This is a genomic window from Viridibacterium curvum, from assembly GCF_039544165.1.
Lineage (GTDB): Bacteria > Pseudomonadota > Gammaproteobacteria > Burkholderiales > Rhodocyclaceae > Viridibacterium > Viridibacterium curvum.
Genome location: NZ_BAABLD010000008.1, coordinates 71,378 through 90,829 on the forward strand (window position 1 = coordinate 71,378; position 19,452 = coordinate 90,829).

The 19,452-nt window shown below is 63.1% G+C and carries 17 protein-coding genes; 11 read left to right on the forward strand and 6 right to left on the reverse strand.

Translation table 11 applies throughout. From position 1 onward, the window contains the following. Nucleotides 1-158: 158 nt before the first annotated feature. The 3 genes from ABEA02_RS08020 to ABEA02_RS08030 form a co-directional block, all read right to left on the reverse strand. The gene (locus tag ABEA02_RS08020) at nt 159-1,790 is read right to left on the reverse strand and encodes a ShlB/FhaC/HecB family hemolysin secretion/activation protein (RefSeq protein WP_345532372.1); all 1,632 of its coding nucleotides are present in this window, start codon (nt 1,788-1,790) and stop codon (nt 159-161) included. A gap of 217 nt (nt 1,791-2,007) precedes the next feature. After that, nucleotides 2,008-3,366, reverse strand: a complete 1,359-nt coding sequence (locus ABEA02_RS08025) for a hypothetical protein (protein WP_345532373.1) — start codon at nt 3,364-3,366, stop codon at nt 2,008-2,010. Between the two features lie 82 nt (nt 3,367-3,448). Further along, a complete protein-coding gene (locus ABEA02_RS08030) occupies nt 3,449-4,342 on the reverse strand; it encodes a PEP-CTERM sorting domain-containing protein (protein WP_345532374.1) in 894 nt (297 codons plus the stop codon). A gap of 445 nt (nt 4,343-4,787) precedes the next feature. Here ABEA02_RS08030 and epsA point away from each other — a divergent pair, with 445 nt between their 5' ends. Beyond that, nucleotides 4,788-5,597 carry an XrtB/PEP-CTERM-associated transcriptional regulator EpsA gene (gene epsA / locus ABEA02_RS08035; RefSeq protein WP_345532375.1) on the forward strand — a complete coding sequence of 270 codons (810 nt, stop codon included), beginning with the start codon at nt 4,788-4,790 and terminating at the stop codon, nt 5,595-5,597. A gap of 90 nt (nt 5,598-5,687) precedes the next feature. On the opposite strand, the gene ABEA02_RS08040 is transcribed toward epsA, so the two are convergent. The 3 genes from ABEA02_RS08040 to ABEA02_RS08050 all read right to left on the reverse strand — a co-directional run bounded on the left by ABEA02_RS08040 (nt 5,688) and on the right by ABEA02_RS08050 (nt 10,321). Continuing rightward, on the reverse strand, nt 5,688-6,410 hold the full coding sequence (locus ABEA02_RS08040) for a PEP-CTERM sorting domain-containing protein (protein WP_345532376.1): 723 nt from the start codon (nt 6,408-6,410) through the stop codon (nt 5,688-5,690). A gap of 13 nt (nt 6,411-6,423) precedes the next feature. Then, nucleotides 6,424-9,441: an ExeM/NucH family extracellular endonuclease gene (locus tag ABEA02_RS08045; protein WP_345532377.1), complete on the reverse strand. Its 3,018-nt coding sequence runs from the start codon at nt 9,439-9,441 to the stop codon at nt 6,424-6,426. A 103-nt stretch (nt 9,442-9,544) separates the two neighbouring features. Next, nucleotides 9,545-10,321 carry a PEP-CTERM sorting domain-containing protein gene (locus ABEA02_RS08050; protein ID WP_345532378.1) on the reverse strand — a complete coding sequence of 259 codons (777 nt, stop codon included), beginning with the start codon at nt 10,319-10,321 and terminating at the stop codon, nt 9,545-9,547. Nucleotides 10,322-10,616: 295 nt separating this feature from the next. On the opposite strand from ABEA02_RS08050, the gene gspG reads away from it, so the two are divergent. Genes gspG through ABEA02_RS08100 form a run of 10 tightly spaced genes read left to right on the forward strand, consistent with a single transcriptional unit; the run spans nt 10,617 to nt 19,432 of the window. After that, the gene (gene gspG, locus ABEA02_RS08055; RefSeq protein WP_345532379.1) at nt 10,617-11,048 is read left to right on the forward strand and encodes a type II secretion system major pseudopilin GspG; all 432 of its coding nucleotides are present in this window, start codon (nt 10,617-10,619) and stop codon (nt 11,046-11,048) included. Between the two features lie 22 nt (nt 11,049-11,070). Further along, nucleotides 11,071-12,255, forward strand: coding sequence for a type II secretion system F family protein (locus ABEA02_RS08060; protein ID WP_345532380.1), 1,185 nt, complete (start codon nt 11,071-11,073; stop codon nt 12,253-12,255). After that, a complete protein-coding gene (locus ABEA02_RS08065; RefSeq protein ID WP_345532381.1) occupies nt 12,252-13,937 on the forward strand; it encodes a GspE/PulE family protein in 1,686 nt (561 codons plus the stop codon). Before ABEA02_RS08060 ends, ABEA02_RS08065 begins: the two co-directional genes overlap by 4 nt. Next, complete coding sequence (locus ABEA02_RS08070) at nt 13,918-14,670, forward strand: hypothetical protein (RefSeq protein ID WP_345532382.1); 753 nt, start codon at nt 13,918-13,920, stop codon at nt 14,668-14,670. Before ABEA02_RS08065 ends, ABEA02_RS08070 begins: the two co-directional genes overlap by 20 nt. A 1-nt stretch (nt 14,671) precedes the next feature. Continuing rightward, on the forward strand, nt 14,672-15,244 hold the full coding sequence (locus tag ABEA02_RS08075) for a hypothetical protein (protein WP_345532383.1): 573 nt from the start codon (nt 14,672-14,674) through the stop codon (nt 15,242-15,244). After that, nucleotides 15,241-15,798, forward strand: a complete 558-nt coding sequence (locus ABEA02_RS08080) for a GspMb/PilO family protein (RefSeq protein ID WP_345532384.1) — start codon at nt 15,241-15,243, stop codon at nt 15,796-15,798. Before ABEA02_RS08075 ends, ABEA02_RS08080 begins: the two co-directional genes overlap by 4 nt. Next, nucleotides 15,795-16,322: a hypothetical protein gene (locus ABEA02_RS08085; RefSeq protein ID WP_345532385.1), complete on the forward strand. Its 528-nt coding sequence runs from the start codon at nt 15,795-15,797 to the stop codon at nt 16,320-16,322. Before ABEA02_RS08080 ends, ABEA02_RS08085 begins: the two co-directional genes overlap by 4 nt. 4 nt (nt 16,323-16,326) lie before the next feature. After that, nucleotides 16,327-18,570 carry a secretin N-terminal domain-containing protein gene (locus ABEA02_RS08090; RefSeq protein WP_345532386.1) on the forward strand — a complete coding sequence of 748 codons (2,244 nt, stop codon included), beginning with the start codon at nt 16,327-16,329 and terminating at the stop codon, nt 18,568-18,570. Further along, a complete protein-coding gene (locus ABEA02_RS08095; RefSeq protein WP_345532387.1) occupies nt 18,567-19,049 on the forward strand; it encodes a type II secretion system protein in 483 nt (160 codons plus the stop codon). Before ABEA02_RS08090 ends, ABEA02_RS08095 begins: the two co-directional genes overlap by 4 nt. Nucleotides 19,050-19,051: 2 nt before the next feature. Further along, nucleotides 19,052-19,432 (forward strand): prepilin-type N-terminal cleavage/methylation domain-containing protein, encoded by a 381-nt coding sequence (locus ABEA02_RS08100; RefSeq protein ID WP_345532388.1) that lies wholly within the window; start codon nt 19,052-19,054, stop codon nt 19,430-19,432. Nucleotides 19,433-19,452: the final 20 nt, after the last annotated feature.

Consider the following 19,452-nt stretch of genomic DNA (forward strand, 5'->3'; position numbering starts at 1 on the left):
TCCCGTTGCTGGCGCCGCGCGCCTTGTGTTTGCTACACCTGCAATCCGATCCCGTCATTCCCGCGCAGGCGGGAATGACGTCGTCGTTGCCTGTTACACGCTCTGCTCCACCACCTCAGTGCAGTGGCATGTCGCACCTGCACCTGGTGGAAACACCCTCAAAACTCCGCCTTCACCTGCGCATGCACCCGGTTCGCCCCGTCCTTGCTGGTCGGCCCCGGCAATTGCGCACGGCCCCAGTCCAGCGTGCCGGTCAGGGTCTTGCCCACTTCGAGACGCACACCCAGCCCCGTGCCAATGAGGCGATAGTCCGCCGTTTGGCCACTCAGGACCTGCTGCTTGCGTACCCATCCGGCATCGAAGAAGGTCAGGAACTTGAGGCCGAACTTCCATGACTCGGGGATCAGCGAGGGTGTCAGGTATTCCAGCGAGGCATTCGCACCGTCGTCGCCCCCGGCCTCACTCTGGTAGTAGCCGCGCACCGAGTCCGCGCCACCCACGAAGAACTGTTCGCTGCTGATCAGCGGCCCGCTGGCGAACTGCCAGCCGAGCTTGCCCTGCAAGGCTCCCCATTTGCCGAGCTTGTGTTCGCGCTGCACGCTGCTGTTCCAGACCAGGAAGCTCGCACTCGCCCCGGCGCGACGACAATCGAACTGGTCGCGATCACCCGCAACGCTCGAACATTCATTGACCTTGCGATCCATCACGCCCGCGAAACTCGCTGTGAGGCCGCTGCTAATGCGCCAGCGTCCGCTCTCACCGGGATACATGCCGATGAACTGCAGTGCGAGGGGCAGGTACTGCACAGGCTTGGAGCCGCTGGCCTCGGACTCTTCACCGAGCCGCTTATAGTCAGCGCCGTAGCTCAGGCGCTCGTAATGCCCTTCGCCCGATGCGGGCACAATGGCGGTCTGGCGAAAGCCCAGCGTCGAGCCCTTGCCGACCACGCCGGTCGCGGTGTCGGTGCCGACCTTGCTGTCCGAACGCACGCCATAAAACGTCAGGCGCTCGTCACCCTTGCCATTGGGCAGGCTGTAGGTCAGCACGCCGACCTGGATCTCGCTGGTCTTCAGCGGCGTGTTGATGAAGCGGAAGGACACGCTGTGCTGCGCCTGCCACAGGTTGTCATAGCGCGCGCCCAGCTCCATCCGGCGCGGCGAGGTATCCGGGCTCTGCTCGTTCGACAGCTGCGCCCAGGCATGCAGGGGCAGCTTGTCTTCGACCTTGAGCTCCACCTCCATGGTGCCGGGGTCGCGACCGGGGCGCAGCAACGGCGTCACCGACAGGTCGCTCATGCCCGCCACCTCAGCCAACTCTTTCTGCAAGGTCGGGAAGTGGGGCACCTTGCCCTCACCCACAGAAGCCACGCGATCCCTCACAGCGCTGGGCAGGTTGTACTGCGCGCCAGTCACTTTCAGGCGGTCCACACGTCCCTCGGTGACCACCAGCACGGCGACCCAGCCCTTGCCCCATTCGGTGTCGATGGGGTCGAGGCGCAAGGCACGCACGGTCGCCGACACGTAGCCGCTCTCTTCGTACACCTTGGCCAGCGCATCCTGCGCGGCATAGACATCATCGAGCTTGCGGTCTGGCCCGAGGAAGCGCTCCACCACACGCTCGATCTGTGCGGACGACAATACCGTGTTGCCCTCAACGAGTAACTCGGTGATGAGAAATGTCGCCGGCAAGGCGGCCTGCGTGGCGCCCGGTGCGGCTGTCTGCGCCTGCCCCGCCAGCGGCGCACACAGCGCCAGACAGGCCAGCAGCAGGGGAAGTCTTGTTACGCTCATCGTGCTCTCGGACGGGCATCGTGTCGCGGTGCCCTGTTACGCAAATGGCCTATTACAGCCGGGTGATGTTGCGGAAAGTCGTGTCAGGCAGCGCGTCGTTGCCGCGACACCCGAAACGCAACAAGCCCCTTCTTGCGAAGGGGCCTGTCTTGAAGCAGATCACGTGGCAGCGGATGCCGCCTGCGCGACACGACCTGACGGCCGGGTCGCTACGCGATTAGAAGACGTAGGTAGCGGCGGCGCAGGAGTTGCCACCGGTCGAAGCCTTCTGGATCAGGGTGGGCTTGTCGGCATTGAACTCGCCAGCAGCGTTCAGGCCCGGAGCGATGGTGATGCCGGTCAGGTCGGTCAGCGTGGGATCAGAGATGGCCGAACCCAGCGCAGCGATCAGGCCTTGCGCTGCAGCGCTGGCGCTGTTGCGCGTCACGGTCTGGAACTCGAAGTGGAAGGCGTACTTCATGTCGATGGCGTTCTGGCGAGCCTTGCCACCGGCGACACCTTCGAACAGCGACACACCATCCAGCTTCACGAAGCGCCATGCCGTCGTGGCAGCAGCGTTTTCAGCCGAGATCACGCCGATGGCGAACTTGGTTTCCTTGTCCGCAGCAGCCGAGTCGTACAGGCAGGTAGCGACGTTGGACGAACCCGAGTTCTCGACGATGTTGAACACGCCGGGGTTGTTTTCCGCGGCGCCGGACGGCTCAACCGAGCCAACCGAGCAACCCTTGCCCAGGAAGAAGGCGTTGGAAGCGGCTTGCGTACCCGACGTTGCGACGCGACGGCACAGGTTCACCGGCGTACCGCCCGTCACACCGAGAATGCTCCAGTCGGCAATGTAGCCAGCGTTGCCCTGCGAGACCAACGAAGCGTACTGGGTCTTGCTGATGCTGGGCTGGCAAGCGGCCGAGTAGTTGTTCTCGGCACAAGCGCCACCTTCTGCAGTCGTCAGGTTTTGGGCGTGTTGCAGGGCCTTGTAGAGAGCGGGCGAAACGGCGACTCCAAAAGCCTGACCAGCCGCCACGGGAGTCGTGGTGTAGCTGACGTTCAGGCTCGGCAGGGCTTCAGCGAGGTTGCTGAACAACGTGGGCTGCACGTCCATAAAACCACCTGCGGACTGCTTGCGGAACACGGAGGTGTTGGTGAAGGCCGTCGTGTTGAAGTTCAGCTGGTTGTTCTGGGCATTCTTGGTGCCAGCGCCGAAGTCATACGTGAAGTTCGTGGCGTTCTGCGAAATGACGGCCGAGAACGAACCCTCCGACACCGACAGACCCACCAGCAGCTTGTCGCCGGCGGCCATGCCAGCGGGAACAAGGGTTGAGCCAATCGTGCAGCTGTAGGCCTTGATGTTGCTGTCCGAACCGTCGAACTGCGTGAAGGTGCCAGCAGCACAGATCTTCTGCAGGGCGCCGGGAACCGAAGCGCGCAGTGCCGAAGCGCCGGTCAGGTAAACAACGTGGTTGCCAGCCGTGCCAGCTTCAAAGGCGAGTTGCACGGCCTTGGTGGCAGCAAAGTCCAGGGCGAAGGACGATTGGGCGCAGACTGCAGCAATGGCAGCAGCGATGAACTTGATTTTCATGATGTGATCCTTGTCGTGAGGGCGAGCGTCACCACGCCGGGCCGAAGCCCGGCGGGTTCTTGCGGATATTGCGGAGAGCGGCTTACTTGACGCGGCGACGAGCCATCAGGCCCATCAGGCCCAGACCAGCCAGCAGCATGGCGTAGGTCGAAGCCTCCGGCACGGCAGCCACGGCGACTTGCGTCGTCCAGGTCAGCACGCCGGTGTCGGCGTTCAGGGCAAACTTGCCGTTGAAGTTGGTCACACCAACCTTGGCTGTCGAACCCGCGCCGTTCACGCCACCTTGCAAACCGTAGAAGTCCAACTCGGAAGTAGCGCTGCCGGTTGCAGCCCAGGTAGTCACCTTGCCGTTCCAGTTGGTCTTCATGGCGTTGGTGGCGCCTTGATACAGGCCGGAGGAGGTATCGGTGATGACGTTGGCGCCGTTGTCCACCGACCCATGATTGCCGCCACCAGTCAGTTGCTGGTTGTCGTGCCAGTTGGCAATCGTGGCGAAACCGCTCTGCAGAACGCCATTGGTCGTGTTGGAAACAGCAGTTTGCGTGCCCACAGCCGTGGTCAGGAAGTACTGTTTGTCAGCGGTCGAACCATTGCGGTCAGCGGCGAACACATCCCACTGCGAACCGGCAGCATGCGATTGGTAAGCCGTCCAGGCCGCCGACCAGTCACCGCTGACGCCAGCCAGCAGGGAGGAAACGTCGTATTGACCCGTCGAGGTCACGGAACCGGTGTTGAAGTTCCAGGTGACTTGCAGGGTCTTCAGCTCGAAGCCTGCGCCAGCCGACGTCACGCCACCGAAGTTGGCAGCCGTGAATTGGCTGGTGTTCAGGCCGAGGTCGAAGAAGCTTGAAGCGGTTGCATCGTAAGCCGAGAAAATCAGCGAACCCGGGTTGTTGGCGTCAGCGAAGGTCGCATAACCAGCGTTTGCAACGCCGGAAACCAGGGCCATGGCGGCCACAAGTGCTTTCATTTTCATCTTGATACTCTCCTTGAATGAATGTCCGGGTCACCCCGGGCCTCTATCGAGACCGGGCCACGATACGTTTTGAAGGTTGCAGTCCGCATCGCAGCAAACGCGTTCGGCATAGTCCCTTTGCACTAACTTCGAACAAATGGGTTTCCCGGTACGCGTTGGTTTTTCGATTGCGCCACTTTATGGGGCAGGGATTACGAAAAAACAGGAGAGAGGCCGGCGCCGCATAGTCCGTTTGGCTCACCCGCAGCAGGTGCGACGACACATGCACGCAGCACTGCAATGCAGCCTTCTGTCGCCCGACAGATGGAGCAAGGCATGCAGCCGAAAGGCTTTAACCGGTTTGCAATCCAGACTGCAAACGCCTGACATGTTTGCAACGCAAGCTATGCACGCTGGCTTGCGCCCGCACCAGCCTCCCTTTGCCCGGACAAAACCCGCAACGATGATGTCGACCAGCGAACCACCGCGTTTCGATCACCTCGAACTCGAGAGGTTGCTGATCACCTTCGAGACGGCAGTGAAGGTGCGCAAACGTCATCAGTTCTACCTGTGGGCACAGGGCTCGCTGCAATCCTTTCTGCCGCACGAGACCCTGCTCTACGGATTGGGAGGCCCCTTGTCGCATGACCTGCGTACCGAGGTCTGCTCGCGTGCCGTGCTCAGCGAGGAGGATGTGCGTCGCTTTAACCATGGCCCGGACAGCCTGCTGCAGAAAGCAGCGCAGCGATGGGTCCGTCAGGGGCATCAGCCACTGCTGCTGGAAGTCGACACCGCAGGGTCTTTGACACACGACATGCAGGCGCTGGGCGTCAGCCGCTTCGCCTGTCACGGCATGCCCGACTTGCGCTCCAGTCACCGACATCAGCCGGCACGCGGTAGCTTCTTTGTTTTCCTCAATGTACCGACCCGCAACATTGGGCGTTACCGCTACATGCTCGACCTGCTCCTGCCACACCTGCACATGGCGGCGACGCATGTCTGTGACAACGAGCACCAGGGGTCCGGCATGCCGACGACGCGCACGCCGAGCCTCAGTGAGCGCGAGCAGCAGGTTCTTGACTGGGTGCGCAAGGGCAAGACCAATCTGGAGATCGGGCAGATCCTCAGTATCAGCCCACTGACCGTGAAGAACCACGTGCAGAAGATCCTGCGCAAGCTCAACGTCTCGAATCGCGCACAGGCGGCTGCCAACAGCTTCAAGATTGCGCCGCAAGGTGCCGGAAAAGGCACCGACGAACATCCGTTCGCGAACTGACTGAGCTTGCGCCAACACCCCACTGCAAACGCAACGCCCGCCAACCTGACCAGGTTGGCGGGCGTTGCGTTTGCGGCTGCGAGAACCGGATCAGCGCTTCTGGCGGCGTGCGGCAAAGCCCGCAATACCAAGACCTGCCAGAAACATCGCGACCGCGGTAGGTTCCGGCACGGGCGAGATCTGTACGGCATCCAGCGTGAGCGCTGAGCTGACGCTGCCATCCACTGCGTCGACCACCCCGAACCCCAGAACGACGCTGCCGCCACTCGTGAAGGTGTAGCTGAAGTGCCGGGTTCCTGTCTCGCCGCCATAGACGGCGGACGGCGAGAGGCTGCCGGCGCTGTCGGCGAGGCGGATGAGGTTGCCACCGATAACGACGAAGGCATAGTCAGGCTGGGCGGCAAAGCCGGCTTCGTTGCTGAGGAAGTTCCACTCGAAGCTCAACGTATCGCCCGCAGAGACCGTGACCGTTTGACGGATAGCCGACCCTTCGCTGGCGAATACGAAGCCCGCTGCATCGGGATCCAGCGCGCCGGCCGACAGGCCGAGGAAGCTCTCCAGTCCCCCTGAGGCAGCGGCCGCGTTGCCGGACACATTGAAAGCGCCTGCAGCGGCAGGCAGATCATCACCGCCCAGCGTGGCTGTGGTCAATTGCGCAAAGGCAGTGCTGCCCAGCACGGCCACGTCGCCTGCGGCTTCCCACCCCGTCAAACCGCCCGAGAAGTTGCCGTTGGCGGGTGCAGCGACAACGGACGAGCTACCCACAATCATCAGTGCGCAGAGCGTGGCGCCCAGAATTTTCCTGTCGTTCATTTTGGAGTCCTGATCAGTAGATGAAGTCACGTGCAAGGTCGATGGCTACGAGGCTCACGCCACGCAACAGGACCAGAGGCCTGAACGTGGCGGGGCCGCCAGCCCCATCGACATCGATCTGCACGATGACGCCACCGCTGACGGCAACCACACGCACGTAGCCATCGGCGACGGCATCGCTGCCGCTGTAACCCAGGCTGACCAGCAAGGCGTGAAGGTTGATGCGGTCGCTGGCGGGAGTGAAGTCAGTGACGGTATCTCCGGCATCGCGCATGTCCTGATAGACGACTTCGTCTTTCCCGGCACCGGTCGTGATGGTGTCAGCGGCTTCGCCACCGATGATCACGTCGTCGCCTGCCGAGCCATTGATCACATCGCGGCCAGCTGTACCAGACATCTTTCGCACGAGTTGAAGACCGATTACCACCGGGTCGTGGTCAGAGGAACGATAGGCGTTGGGCGCGTACAGATCCTGCGGCTTGAACTCGGTGTTGTAGTCGATGACCGAGGGCTCGTCGGCGTTGATGTGCCATTCCGTCACCCCTGCAACCTGTGCGCTAAGCGAGGGCGTGCTCAGCGCATGATCAAGGTAACCGGACTCACCATCGAAGATGTACGAGTACGGCGTAGCGATGAAGCGTGCGGCCTCGTTGACCAATCCGCTATTGGTCAGCAGGTCGATGGGGTCCTCCATTCCGTAAGCGTTCAAGTCACCGATCACGAGTACATCGTCGTCACCGGATTGCGCCTTCACGAACGGAATGAAGTAATTCACCAGTCGCTGCGCCTGCAGGAGACGACGGCCGTTATAGCAACCCTGACCATCGCCGTTGTCGGCATCGACACCGCCGTCCGAGCCGCAGCCCTTGGACTTCATGTGATTGACGATGACGCTGAACTTCTCACCATTCGCTGCAGCAAAAGTCTGGGCGAACGGCGGTCGGTTGTTGATGGCGTCCGTGTCACTCATCGACGCGCCAACGAGGCTCAGTCGCGACGGTTTGTAGATCATCGCCACACGGATTGCGTCGGTACCCGTACCGGCTGCAGGCAGCGGCACCACGGCCCAGGTGCCGGCACCTGCCACGCTGTTGAGGGCATTGACGAGGTTCTGCACGGCGGTGTTGCCGTTGTTCTCGATTTCCATGAGGCCGAAAACATCGGCGTTGATGGCAGTCATCGCCGCGACGATCTTGGTCTGCTGGCGCGAGAACTCGGTGGTCGAGTCAGCGCCACGGCAATCGCTGCGCGTGCCGCTGGGGTAGCAGCCGCTGCCTGCTACGTCCAGCGTGCTGAAATAGTTCAGCACATTGAAGCTGGCCACCTTGACGTTGCCACCGACGGCTGCCGGCGCTGCGGTACGCGCATTGTCGCGACTGAAAACCGGCACCACCGTCGGGTGCAGCTTGTAGTCACGCGGCGCGGTGGCAGAGGTGTCGCTGTTGATGAGACCGTGATCGATGACACCGATCAGGTTGCTCACCGAGTCACCGGCGCGCAGCGTGTTGTCCAGCCCGATGTAGGGAATCGGATTGGGGTTCTGGCTCGACGAGCCGTCATCGAGGATCAGCACGCGACGCGCGTTCTCGTCCGCCAGCGCAAGGGCTGCGGCACTGCCGGGACGATGGATGTTGCTCGGCTTGATGAGACGCCCGCCCGCAGCCAGCGTGATCTGACCGTAACGTCCCTGGAAGTAATTCTGCGCAACGGTCATTGGTGCATCGATGCGCACCAGCATGCCCTCGTAACGCTCCAGCTCACCGTTGAAAGCTTCTGGCAGCACGACCGGCGTCGGTACGATGCTGATGCCGGAAGCCAGCACCGTCACGTTGGACGGATTGGTCAGTTCTGTCACGGTATTGAACTCGGTCACGGTACCCGTTACGCGGATGCGCTGCCCCACAGACACCGTGATGCCACCTGGCGAGTAGACGAAGATGCCATCCGAGGTACTGACGTTTCCGTCACCCGTCTCGTCCTGGATGTAGTAGCCATTGAGCAGCGGGAACACTGCCGTCACCACACCCTGCGTGGTAACGCTATTGCCGGCGAGCGGGCTGCTGTCACCGGGGCCCTGGATGTCGTAGATCGGCGTATAAGCCTGGCTGCCGGCTACCGTGATGCTCAGCGTGCAGCTCGTCGACTGGGCCTCGTCGTTGGCAAAAGACAGACTGACGTTGTAGGTACCTGCAGCAACAGCGGCGTCCACCGTCAGCGCCGAAGTGAGGCTGCCACCATCTGCCGATGCCGGCGTCACGGCACCAAGAGTGATTCCGCTCACGGCGGCGCTGGTGATGTTGACGCCATTGACGATGCTGTCCGCATCCGTCGCACTGAAGGCTGCGTTACCGCCTGCACCGGCGGTCAGGGACGCAGCCGGACAGCTCGCCACGATGGGAGCATTGACCGGCGTGCCGCAGCTGTTGAAAGCCGATGCCGTATTGCGCGGCGTGGGTGCGCCCGTCGCAAAGTCCGTACTGTTGTTGTTGCTGTCGGTGCAGCCGTTGGCGACACGCAGATCTGCCGTCGTATTGCTGAGACCGGGTGCAGCGCTGCCTTCGGCAGCATTCGCCGCACCGTAGCCAATCATGTCCACCAGGCTTGCCGAACTGGGCGAGCTGCCAGTAAGCGCTGTCGTGTTGCTGACCAGGGCTACCTTGCCGCTCGCTGCTGCCATCGCCGTGGTGCCGATGGCATCAGGCGTCGGCAAGCTCACCGTACCGCCTGCACCGACAGCCATTTGCACGAGGTAGTACTGGCCGGGCTGCAAAGTCCCGGCGCCCAGGTTGGTAACCTGCCAGGTGGTGCCGGCTGCCGACGCGTACTGCACGCTCCAGCCCGACAGGCTGACCGGCGTGCTGCCCGCGTTGAAGAGTTCGACAAAGTCATGGGTATAGGTAGCACCGGAATTGCCACCACCGCCGTACACCTGGCTGATGACGACACCCGACGTCGACGCGTATGCGACACCGGACAGCGCGCACAGCGCAGCGATCAGTAACGTACGCATCCGGTTGCGGAATGCTTTCATGGAATCAGTCTCCTGCAGACAAGTACTCTGGTCCGCCTTGTGCGGACGACGAGGCCGGTCGCCGTCGAACGGCGTCCCGACCTGTTCATGAGCGAAAACGTGATCAAGCCAGGCGACGGCGGATCACAAAGAACATCAAGCCCAGCCCCGCGAGCAGCATTGCGTTCTCGCTGGGTTCCGGCACCGGGCTGATGCTGAAGGCCGTGGTGTCTGGCACTACATTGATGTAGGTGCCATTGGTCGTATCGACGGTCCAGTTCGAAGCGTTATTCACCAGCGTCTTGTAGTCAGCGAAGCTCGTGAGACCGCTACGCGTACCGGCGTACTGACCGAAGTCCGGCGTGGCTGACGTTGCATTGGCATTCAGGCGAATCGCACTGACACCTTGCGTGAGCCCGGTGTTGGCCAGGGTGCCGTCGACGCTGAAGTCTCCATTGGTCACCGCCGCCAGAAAGCTGGTCGGCGCGGAAGCCGAACTACCGAGGTAGGCGTAAATCGTTTCGTTCGAGTTGGCTACACCATAGTTGGTACTGCCCGACACGGCAGCGCGCGACAGCGTGCCGACTGAAGAGGCCAGGCTGACGGCATCGACGGCAGCGAAACGGATCACCGTACCTGCGGCGATGACAGACGAACCACTCACCCACTGGTGGTAGCTCTCACCAGTGTTGAAAGCACCACCTGAACCGATGGCGGAGCCATTCCATTCGTTGTCGCTGAAGTAGATGGTCGTGTTGGCTGAAATGTCTGCCAGTGCAACCAGCGACCAGCCATCCTCGTCTGCGTTGAACGAAGTGAAAGCAATGTCACCAGCGCCCAAGGCGCCTGCCTGACCATGCACAGCCGCGAGCAGTGCAACGATTGCGAGTTTGCGGAACATCCTGACTCTCCCTGAGCGATTGCTGAAACCCGGTGCCATGACTCCGTTGGTCTGGCACATGTCGGGGCGTACTTTAGGGATGACGGATTACACGCGTAGAAGATCGGCACGTCGAATGCATGCTGCATGCAGCGCATGGCGACGAAACATTCCGGTCACAAAACCTGTCATGGCATGCGACTCCAGCCCACAGAGGGATTGCAGTTCGATGAAACGCAACAAATATGTCTTCATCCTGTAACTGCCGTGCGGCAATTTGCGTGCCTCTCGAAACGCCGCTGCCGACAACTCCCACATGTTGCGCCCGACATTGCGTCCATCCTCCTGCCGAGGCTTCACCCTGCTTGAACTGCTGGTCGTGATGGTCATCATCGGCCTGCTGGCCGGCTACGTGGCGCCGAAGTTCTTTGCGCACATCGGCAAGTCTGAAGTGAAGGCCGCTCGCGCACAGCTCGATTCTCTGGAGAAAGCCCTCGACGCATATCGCCTCGATGTAGGCAGCTACCCCACGACCGAACAGGGGCTGGGCGCACTGATCGCGTTACCTCCGGGTGTAGCGCGCTGGCAAGGCCCGTACCTCAAGAAGGGGCTGCCTGCTGACCCCTGGGGCCGCGCCTACCAGTACGCCAATCCGGGTGAACACGGCGGCGACTTCGACCTGTATTCGTTTGGCAAGGATGGCCAGACCGGCGGCGCAGGCGAGGCCGAAGACATCACGAACTGGTGATGTCCATCGTGAGCGAGCCTTCATGACACGCTACTTCGTCAAAGCTCTCGATGCGCGCATGGTGCTATCTGAAATGCATGTGGACTCCGGCAGCGAAGCCGAGCTCCGCGCGCAGCTCGATGCGCGCGGCCTGTCTGTGCTGTCGATCAGTCTGGCTCCCCTCGCCCTCGGGGGCAGCCGTTCGCGCTTTCCACTGCAACTCTTCTGTCAGGAGCTGCTGGCCCTGCTGCAGTCCGGCCTGCCCCTCGTCGAAGCCATCGATACGCTCGCCGAGCGCGAAGCTCGTCCCGCCGTACGTAGCACGCTCGACGCCCTGCTGACAGCACTGCGCAATGGCCAGACTTTTTCCACCGCGCTACAGGCCCAGGGCAGCCAGTTCCCCGAGCTCTTCATCGCCATGCTGCGTGCAGCAGAGCGTACGTCAGATCTCGACCAGGCGCTTGCCCGCTACATCGCATACAGACAACAGACCGATGCACTGCGCGACAAGATGGTCAGCGCCGCGATCTACCCGCTAACCCTGCTGGGTGTCGGCAGTCTGGTCGTGCTGTTCCTGCTCGGCTATGTCGTGCCGCGATTCTCGGGCGTGTTCGAAGAAGCCGGCGGCGAACTGCCCTGGGCATCGCGCCTGCTCATCGACTGGGGCAAGCTGATGTCGGAGCACGCCCTGCCCATGCTGGGTGGTCTGATCGCTGCCGTTGTGGCTATCGTCCTCTTTATCCGCCTGCCTTCCACGCGAGCCAGTCTCGCCCGTCTTGCCTGGAAGCTACCGGGGCTTGGCGAGCGCTTGCGCGTCTTCCAGCTGGCACGCTTCTACCGCACCATGGCCATGCTGCTGCGCGGTGGTATCACCGTCATCCAGGGCATGGAAATGTCGCGTGAGCTGCTTGCCACCGCACTGCGGGACAGGCTTGATGCGGCCATGGCGCAGATCCGCGAAGGACGTAGCCTCAGTGACACGCTGGCACACCACGGTCTCACCACCAACGTCGCGCAGCGCCTGCTGCGCGTCGGTGAGCGCAGCGGCAGTCTCGGCGACATGGCCGAACGCGTCGCCGCGTTCCACGAAGAAGAGATCGCACGCTGGGTTGACTGGCTGACGCGCCTGATCGGCCCATTGCTGATGCTGGTAATCGGCACAGTCATCGGGCTCATCGTGGTGCTGATGTACCTGCCGATCTTCCAGCTGGCGGAGAGCATCCAGTGAACGCCCCAGCCGGCCCGCTCGTACAAGCTGCGCCTCAGACGCTGGACGCCGCCATCCTCAACGCGCTGCGCCAGGACGCGGCACGCCACGGCAACGACACGCTCAACCTGCTATGCGAGCGACACGGCCCGGGCGCCCTGCCTGCGCTTGCCCGCCTGCTGCACATGCCCTTCGTTGAAGCGCGCACTCTGATCGACAGCGCTCCCGCGCTGGATGTACTGGGCTTCGAGGAAAGCCTGCGCCGCGAATGCCTGGCCGTCACGAGCGAGGCCGGGCTCCTGCAGATCATCATCGTTGACCCGTTCAACGCAGCCCTCGTCGACTGGCTGGGTCACCGCGTGCAACGCCCGTTCCGGCTGTGCCTGACCGAACGCGAAGCCCTTGCCGCTGCACTGGCGCGCGTCGAAGAAAGCCAACAGATGACCGGAGCCGTCTTCAGCACCGAGGCTCACATGGCCGCGCGCGGCGAGAGCGAGGACATCTCTGCACGCCGCATCAGCGAAGACGACAGCCCCGTCGTCAAGCTGGTGAACTCGACACTCTACGAGTCGCTGCGTCAGGGCGCCTCCGACATTCACATCGAATCAGTCGCCGGTGGCCTGCACGTGAAGTACCGCATCGACGGCGTGCTGAGCCGCGTCGGCAGCGTGCAGGGCAGCGAAATGGCCGAGCAGGTCATCTCGCGCATCAAGGTGCTGGCAGAACTCGACATTGCCGAACGCCGCGTGCCACAGGATGGGCGCTTCAAGGCCAACGCTGTCGGGCGAGAAGTCGATTTCCGCGTCTCCATCATGCCCAGCATCTTCGGCGAGGACGCCGTGCTGCGCGTGCTCGACAAGGAACACCTCACCGAGGAGATGAGCGGCCTGACACTCGCCACCCTTGGCTTCGACGAAACCACGCGCGCCCAACTGCGCCGCATGGCCAATGAACCCTACGGCATGCTGCTGGTGACCGGCCCCACCGGCAGCGGCAAGACCACCAGCCTATACGCCACCATCGGCGAGACCAACAGCGGGCTGGAGAAGATCGTCACCATCGAAGACCCCGTCGAATACCTGCTGCCCGGTGTGCTGCAGATCCCGGTCAACGAAAAGAAGGGGCTGAGCTTCGCGCGCGGTCTGCGCTCGGTGCTGCGCCACGACCCCGACAAGATCATGGTCGGCGAAATCCGCGACAGCGAGACGGCCGAGATCGCCGTGCAGGCCGCGCTGACCGGCCACCTCGTGTTCACCACCGTGCATGCCAACAACGTGTTCGACGTAATCGGCCGCTTCATGCACATGGGCATAGACCCGTACAACCTCGTTGCCGCACTCAACGTCGTGGTCGCGCAGCGACTCGTGCGCATCAACTGCGCGCATTGCCGTGTAGCCGAGACGCCCGATAAGTCTCTGCTCGCGGAATCAGCGCTCAGCGACACGACGGGCTATCACTTCATGCGCGGCGCCGGTTGCAGCCAGTGCCGCGGCAGCGGCTACAAAGGGCGACGCGCAATTGCCGAAATCCTGCCGCTCGACGACGAACTGCGGGAACTCATTACCGAACGCGCGCCACTGCGCACCCTCAAGGCGGCCGCCATGCGCCGCGGCTTCCGCCCCTTGCGACAAGCCGGCCTGGCACTGGTCGCATCGGGCGATACCACACTACAGGAACTCAATCGTGTTACGTTCATCGCGTAAAGTCCTGACCTTGCGCCTGTCGCCACAGGGCTACTCCGTGTCGGCCGGCAGCCTGCATGGCGGCAAATGGCAAACCTGGCCAGCAGCCAATGGCACTTCCGCTCCCACGGTTGAGCAGCTGCTCGAAGCACTGAGCTTCGATGCCGACCTGCAATGCCCGCAGCTCGACGTAGTGCTCGACAGTGCAATGTCACGTACGCAGATCGTCCAGTTCCCCGCTGGCGTGCGCAAACCGGAGGAGCGCCAGGCCTTCCTCAAAGCGGCATTCCGCAACGTGTTCGGTGCCGAAGCGGCGGAGTGGCACATCGTGGCCGAGACGGCCTATGCCAATGAAGCAGTGCCCGCCGTTGCCATTGATGCCGGCCTCATGCAGGCTGTCGGCAAGCTGTGCGAGCGTCACACCATGCAGCTGCGCAGCTTGCGCACCAGCTTCGTCGATTGTTTCAACCGTCTGCGCAGCCAGCTGTCCGGCCACGTCGGCGCATTTGCGCTGATCGAGCAGGAACGCGTCAGCATCGGTCTGTGGCGCCGACGCGGCTGGGTCGCCATCAGCACCCTGGCAATGGCCGCCGAAGACGGTGCGGGCATCGCCGCCCTGCATGCGCAGATGCTGGCGCGCAGCGACGAGCCCCTGCACGACGGCACGCTCTACGTTGCCGGCAGCAAGAAGTCGTTTGCCGTTCCGCTCTCTGAAGGCTGGACACTGCAGTGGCTGACGGCGGACACACGCTGACATGTTCCTCTTTCGGCAGATCCCGCCAGCTTTCACGCTGGACTTCGTAGCGCGTCGCCCGAGCCCATCGCTGTCCGGCTGGCTGTTGCTGCTTGCCGGCCTGCTGTCGGCTGCCGCGGCACTGTTCGACTACGACAGTCTCGCCGAACGTCGCGACGAGCTTGCAGCACAGGTCGCACGCCAGCAACGCGCCGCTGACCGCCAGACTGCCAGACTGCCACGCAGCAATGTGCGCAATGAACGGGGCAACGAACGCAATGCCGCCACGGAACGACAGGCAGCCTGGCGCGTCGCTGGCGCCCTCAGCACGCCTTGGCAAAGCTTGCTGCCGATGCTCGAAGCTGCCGGCAACAACGACGTCTCCCTTCTGGCACTGGACGCTGACAACGGCAAAACACAGATCAGCATCGAAGGCGATGCACGCTCGCTGGAGGCCGTTTTTGCTTACGCCGAACGCTTGGGCAATCAACCCGCGTTCGCCAGCGTGCAGGTACAGAACTACCAGTTCCAGAAACGCGGCGCTGTCGAGGTCGTGCACTTCCGTCTCACCACGCGCTGGAGCAAAGGCTCATGAGCAAGCTCCGCCTCGCTGCGCAGTTGCTGAGGATGGAAAGCCTGCGCCTGCTGCACCGTTGCGGCTGGCCCGGTCTTGCGGGTGGCATGTTGCTGGTGGCGACGGTCACGGTGGCACAAATCGTCACGCCAGCCATGCGCGACGAGATCAGCGAACTGACGCAGACGCGCCGCAACCTGCGCCAGACAGCGCCTGGCGCTACGCCACAACGCGAGCAGCGCGAGGTCCTGGCGGATTTCTACGCGCGCTTCCCGGCACGCAGCCAGTTGCCGCAGATCCTCGTGCGTTTGCATCAGGAAGCCGCACGTCAGCAGTTGATTGCCACGCAGGCCGACTACCGTGATCAGGTCGAAGCCGGCACCCCGCTGGTAAGGGTACGCATCGAGGTGCCGGTGAGCGGCAGCTACGCCGGGCTGCGCAGCTGGATCGACACCTTGCTGAGGCAGCAGCCCGCGTTGTCGCTTGATGGTCTGGAACTGCGCCGCCCCGACACTGGCAGCACCCAACTGACGGCACGCGTGCGCTTCCAGCTTTACCTGCGGAGCGGATCATGATGCGCAAGTACGGCATCTGGCTCGCCCTGTTCGCCTGCATCGCCGCCGTGGTCTGGGCCGGCACGCTGGAAGACAACGGATCAGCGGACGGCTCATCCACAGTGCGCAGCAATGCGCTGCGGCAAGGCAGCATGTCTCGCACGCAGGAACCGGCGCGCAGCCAGGGCAGCTCATCGGCAGCCGCGACAGTGCCCCTCTCGCGCATCGAAAGCGCGCTTGCACCACGAGAAGCCATCAGCAAGCTCAGGCATGACCCGTTTTCTGCGGTGAGTTTTGCACCGCCGCCGCCTCCACCGCTTCCTCCCCCAGCACCCAGCGCACCGCCATTGCGCTTCAAGTATCAGGGGCAACTGCGCGAGGGCAACACACCGGTCGTTTTCCTCGACAACAACGGCCAGATGCTGATCGTGCGCGAAGGCGATACGGTGGCTGGCCAGTACAAGGTGTTACGCATCACCGACAACGCCATGCAATTCGAATACCTGCCGCTGGCCCAGCAGCAGACACTGACTTTCGGACGCTGACATCATGCAAGCCCACCGTCTTCTCTCCACCCTGCTGGCCCTGTTGTTGCTGAACGCCTGCGCCACCTCGCCCCTGGAGGCCAGCCGCAAACTGGCCGAGGAAGGTCAGCCCGAAGCCGCGCTCAAGCTGCTTGTCGAGGCGATGAAGGAATCGCCCAGCGACCAGAACCTGCGCATCCAGTACTACCGCCTGCGCGACGGCCAGGTCAATCGTGCCATTTCGGCCGCAGAACGCGCGCGGCAGGGCGGCCAGACTGCCGAAGCCCGGCGGCAGGTCGCCCTCGCACTGCGCATGGATCCCGGCAGCAGCCGCGCCATCGACCTCAACCGCGCGCTCGACGACGACGCCGACGTCGCCGAACAACTCAAGCGTGCCGAGACACTGCTCGACGGCAAGAAGTACAGCGATGCGGAAGCACTCGCGCGGGACCTCATGGCCCGTGTGCCGAACCACTCCGGTGTGCGCCAGCTGCTGCGCCGCCTGGATACCGTACAGCAACCGGCCAGTGCAGAGGTACCCGGCCTGCGCAGCCAGTACACCAAACCGGTCACGCTGGAGTTCCGCGACACAGCGCTGCGCGGGGTGTTCGAAGCGATATCGCGCACCGCGGGCGTGAACTTCGTGTTCGACAGGGATGTACGCGCCGACACCAAGGTCACGGTCTTCGTGCGCAACGTGATGCTCGACGAAGCGATCCGCATGGTGCTGGTGACCAATGGGCTGGATCGCAAGATGTTCAACGAGAACTCGATGCTCATCTACCCCGCCAATGCCGCAAAGCAGCGCGAGCATCAGGACCTCGTCACACGCACCTTCTATCTCACCAACACTGACGTCAAACAGGCCCAAACCCTGGTCAAGACCGTGGTGAAGACGCGCGACATCTTCATCGATGAGAAGCTCAACGTCATGGTCATCAAGGACTCGGCCGAGGCAGTTCGCCTTGCCGAGCGTCTCGTCGCCCAGATCGACATCCCCGACCCGGAAGTCATGCTTGACGTCGAAGTGCTCGAAGTCCTGCGCTCGCGACTCATCAACGTTGGCCTGCAATTCCCGGAGCAGATCGGCTATGGTCTGCTGCAGCCGACCACGGCCAGCTCCACCGTATCGGGCAGCATTGTCACGTCGAACACCACGCTGGGTGGCCAGCTGCAGGCAGGCAACATCAACCTGCGCAATACCGGTCAGCTCGTACCCTATGTGCCGAATCCCGGCCTGCTGCTCAACCTCAAGGATCGCGACAGCGACAGCAACATCCTCGCCAACCCGCGCATCCGTGTGCGCAACCGCGAGAAAGCCAAGATCCACATCGGCGACAAGCTGCCGGTATTCACTACGACTTCGACGGCCAACGTCGGCGTGTCAGCAACGGTCAACTATCTCGATGTGGGTCTCAAGTTCGACGTCGAACCCATCGTGCGCCTCGATGATGAAGTCGAGATCAAGGTCGGCCTCGAAGTCTCAAGCGTGGTCAAGGAAGTCACTGGCCCGCAGAGCTCGCTGGCCTATCAGATCGGCACGCGCAACACATCGACTGTGCTGCGTCTGCGTGACGGCGAGACCCAGGTGCTTGCCGGCCTGATCTCGGACGAAGAGCGCAGCAGCGCTGCCCACGTGCCTGCCATCGGTCGCATTCCCCTGCTGGGCCGCCTGTTTTCGAACAATAACGACAGCAATACCAAGACGGAGATCGTGCTGCTCATCACTCCGCGCGTGCTACGCAACATCCAGCCCAACCAGACTGCGCGCGCCAGCCTCGCCGCCGGCACCGACAGCAGCATCGGCAGCGAGCCGCTACGCATCAGCAACACCGCTGCGCGTGCCATCGACGTACGCGGCGGGCAAGGCGCCACCGGCAACGCCGCAGCGCGTGCTGCGCAACGTGCGCCAGGTGAAGAGCCCCCGCCTAACGCCACAGTACAGCGCGTAACGATCACACTGGGGGGGCCGCGCGAAGTGCGCGCCGGTCAGGAGGCAGTAGTGATCATCACCGCTAACGCATCATCCGCACTGCGCTCGGCCGACGTTGCACTGAACTGGGATCCCAGCCTGTTCGAAACAGTCGGCGACGGTGGCGGCACGGTGCCGCTGACCGTCAATGGTGGTGTGGCGACCGGACAGCTGCGGCTGAGGGCCAAGGCAGCGGGCACGGCCCGTATCGAAATCGGTACGGCCAGCTTCAGCAACGAAGCCGGCGACGTCCCGACAACGACACCCGAGCCGCTGGAAATCAAGGTCGTCCCGTGATTCGCAAGCGCGCAACGCGAGGTTTCACGCTGATCGAGATGGTGATCGTGGTCGCCATCGTCGGCATCCTGGCCTCGGCAGCCTTTCCAGTCGCCAGCCTCGTCGCCCAGCGCAGCAAGGAGGCCGAGCTGCGCAGCGCGCTGCGCCAGGTGCGTGAAGCACTCGACGCGTACAAGAGGGCTGGCGACGAGGGGCGCATCGAACGCTCGGTCGATGCCTCGGGCTACCCGTCCTCACTCGACGTGCTCGCCAGCGGCGTTACAGACATCAAGCGCCCTGACGGCCAGAAGATCTACTTCCTGCGCCGCGTCCCACGCGACCCCATGAACGACGACGCACGACTCGCAGCTGCCGAAACCTGGGCCCTGCGCAGCTACGCCAGCCCGCCGGAGTCGCCTGAGGAAGGCAAGGATGTCTTCGATATCCATTCGCGTTCGGCACGCACAGGCCTCAACGGCGTGCCTTACCGGGAGTGGTGAGCATGTCTCCGCGCCGCGACCGTGGGGGCTTCACCCTCATCGAACTGCTGGTCGTCATGGCCATCATCGGCGTGCTGCTGTCGATCGCCGCGCCCCGCTATTTCAACCATGTCGAGAAGGCGCGCGAAGGCGCGCTGAAACAGAGTCTTGCCGTCATGCGCGACGCCATCGACAAGTTCTACGCCGACACTGAGCACTACCCGGCTTCGCTGGACGAGCTCGTCGAGAGGCGCTACCTGCGCAGCTTGCCCGAAGACCCCTACACCGGCATGCGTGACAGTTGGCAGACGGAAGCCCCCCCCGAGGGCGGTGAAGGCGTCTTCGATGTGCGCAGCGGTGCAAGCGGTATGACCGCGAATGGCGCACCACTGGGGGATCTGTGAAACGCCTCGCCCCGCGCCAT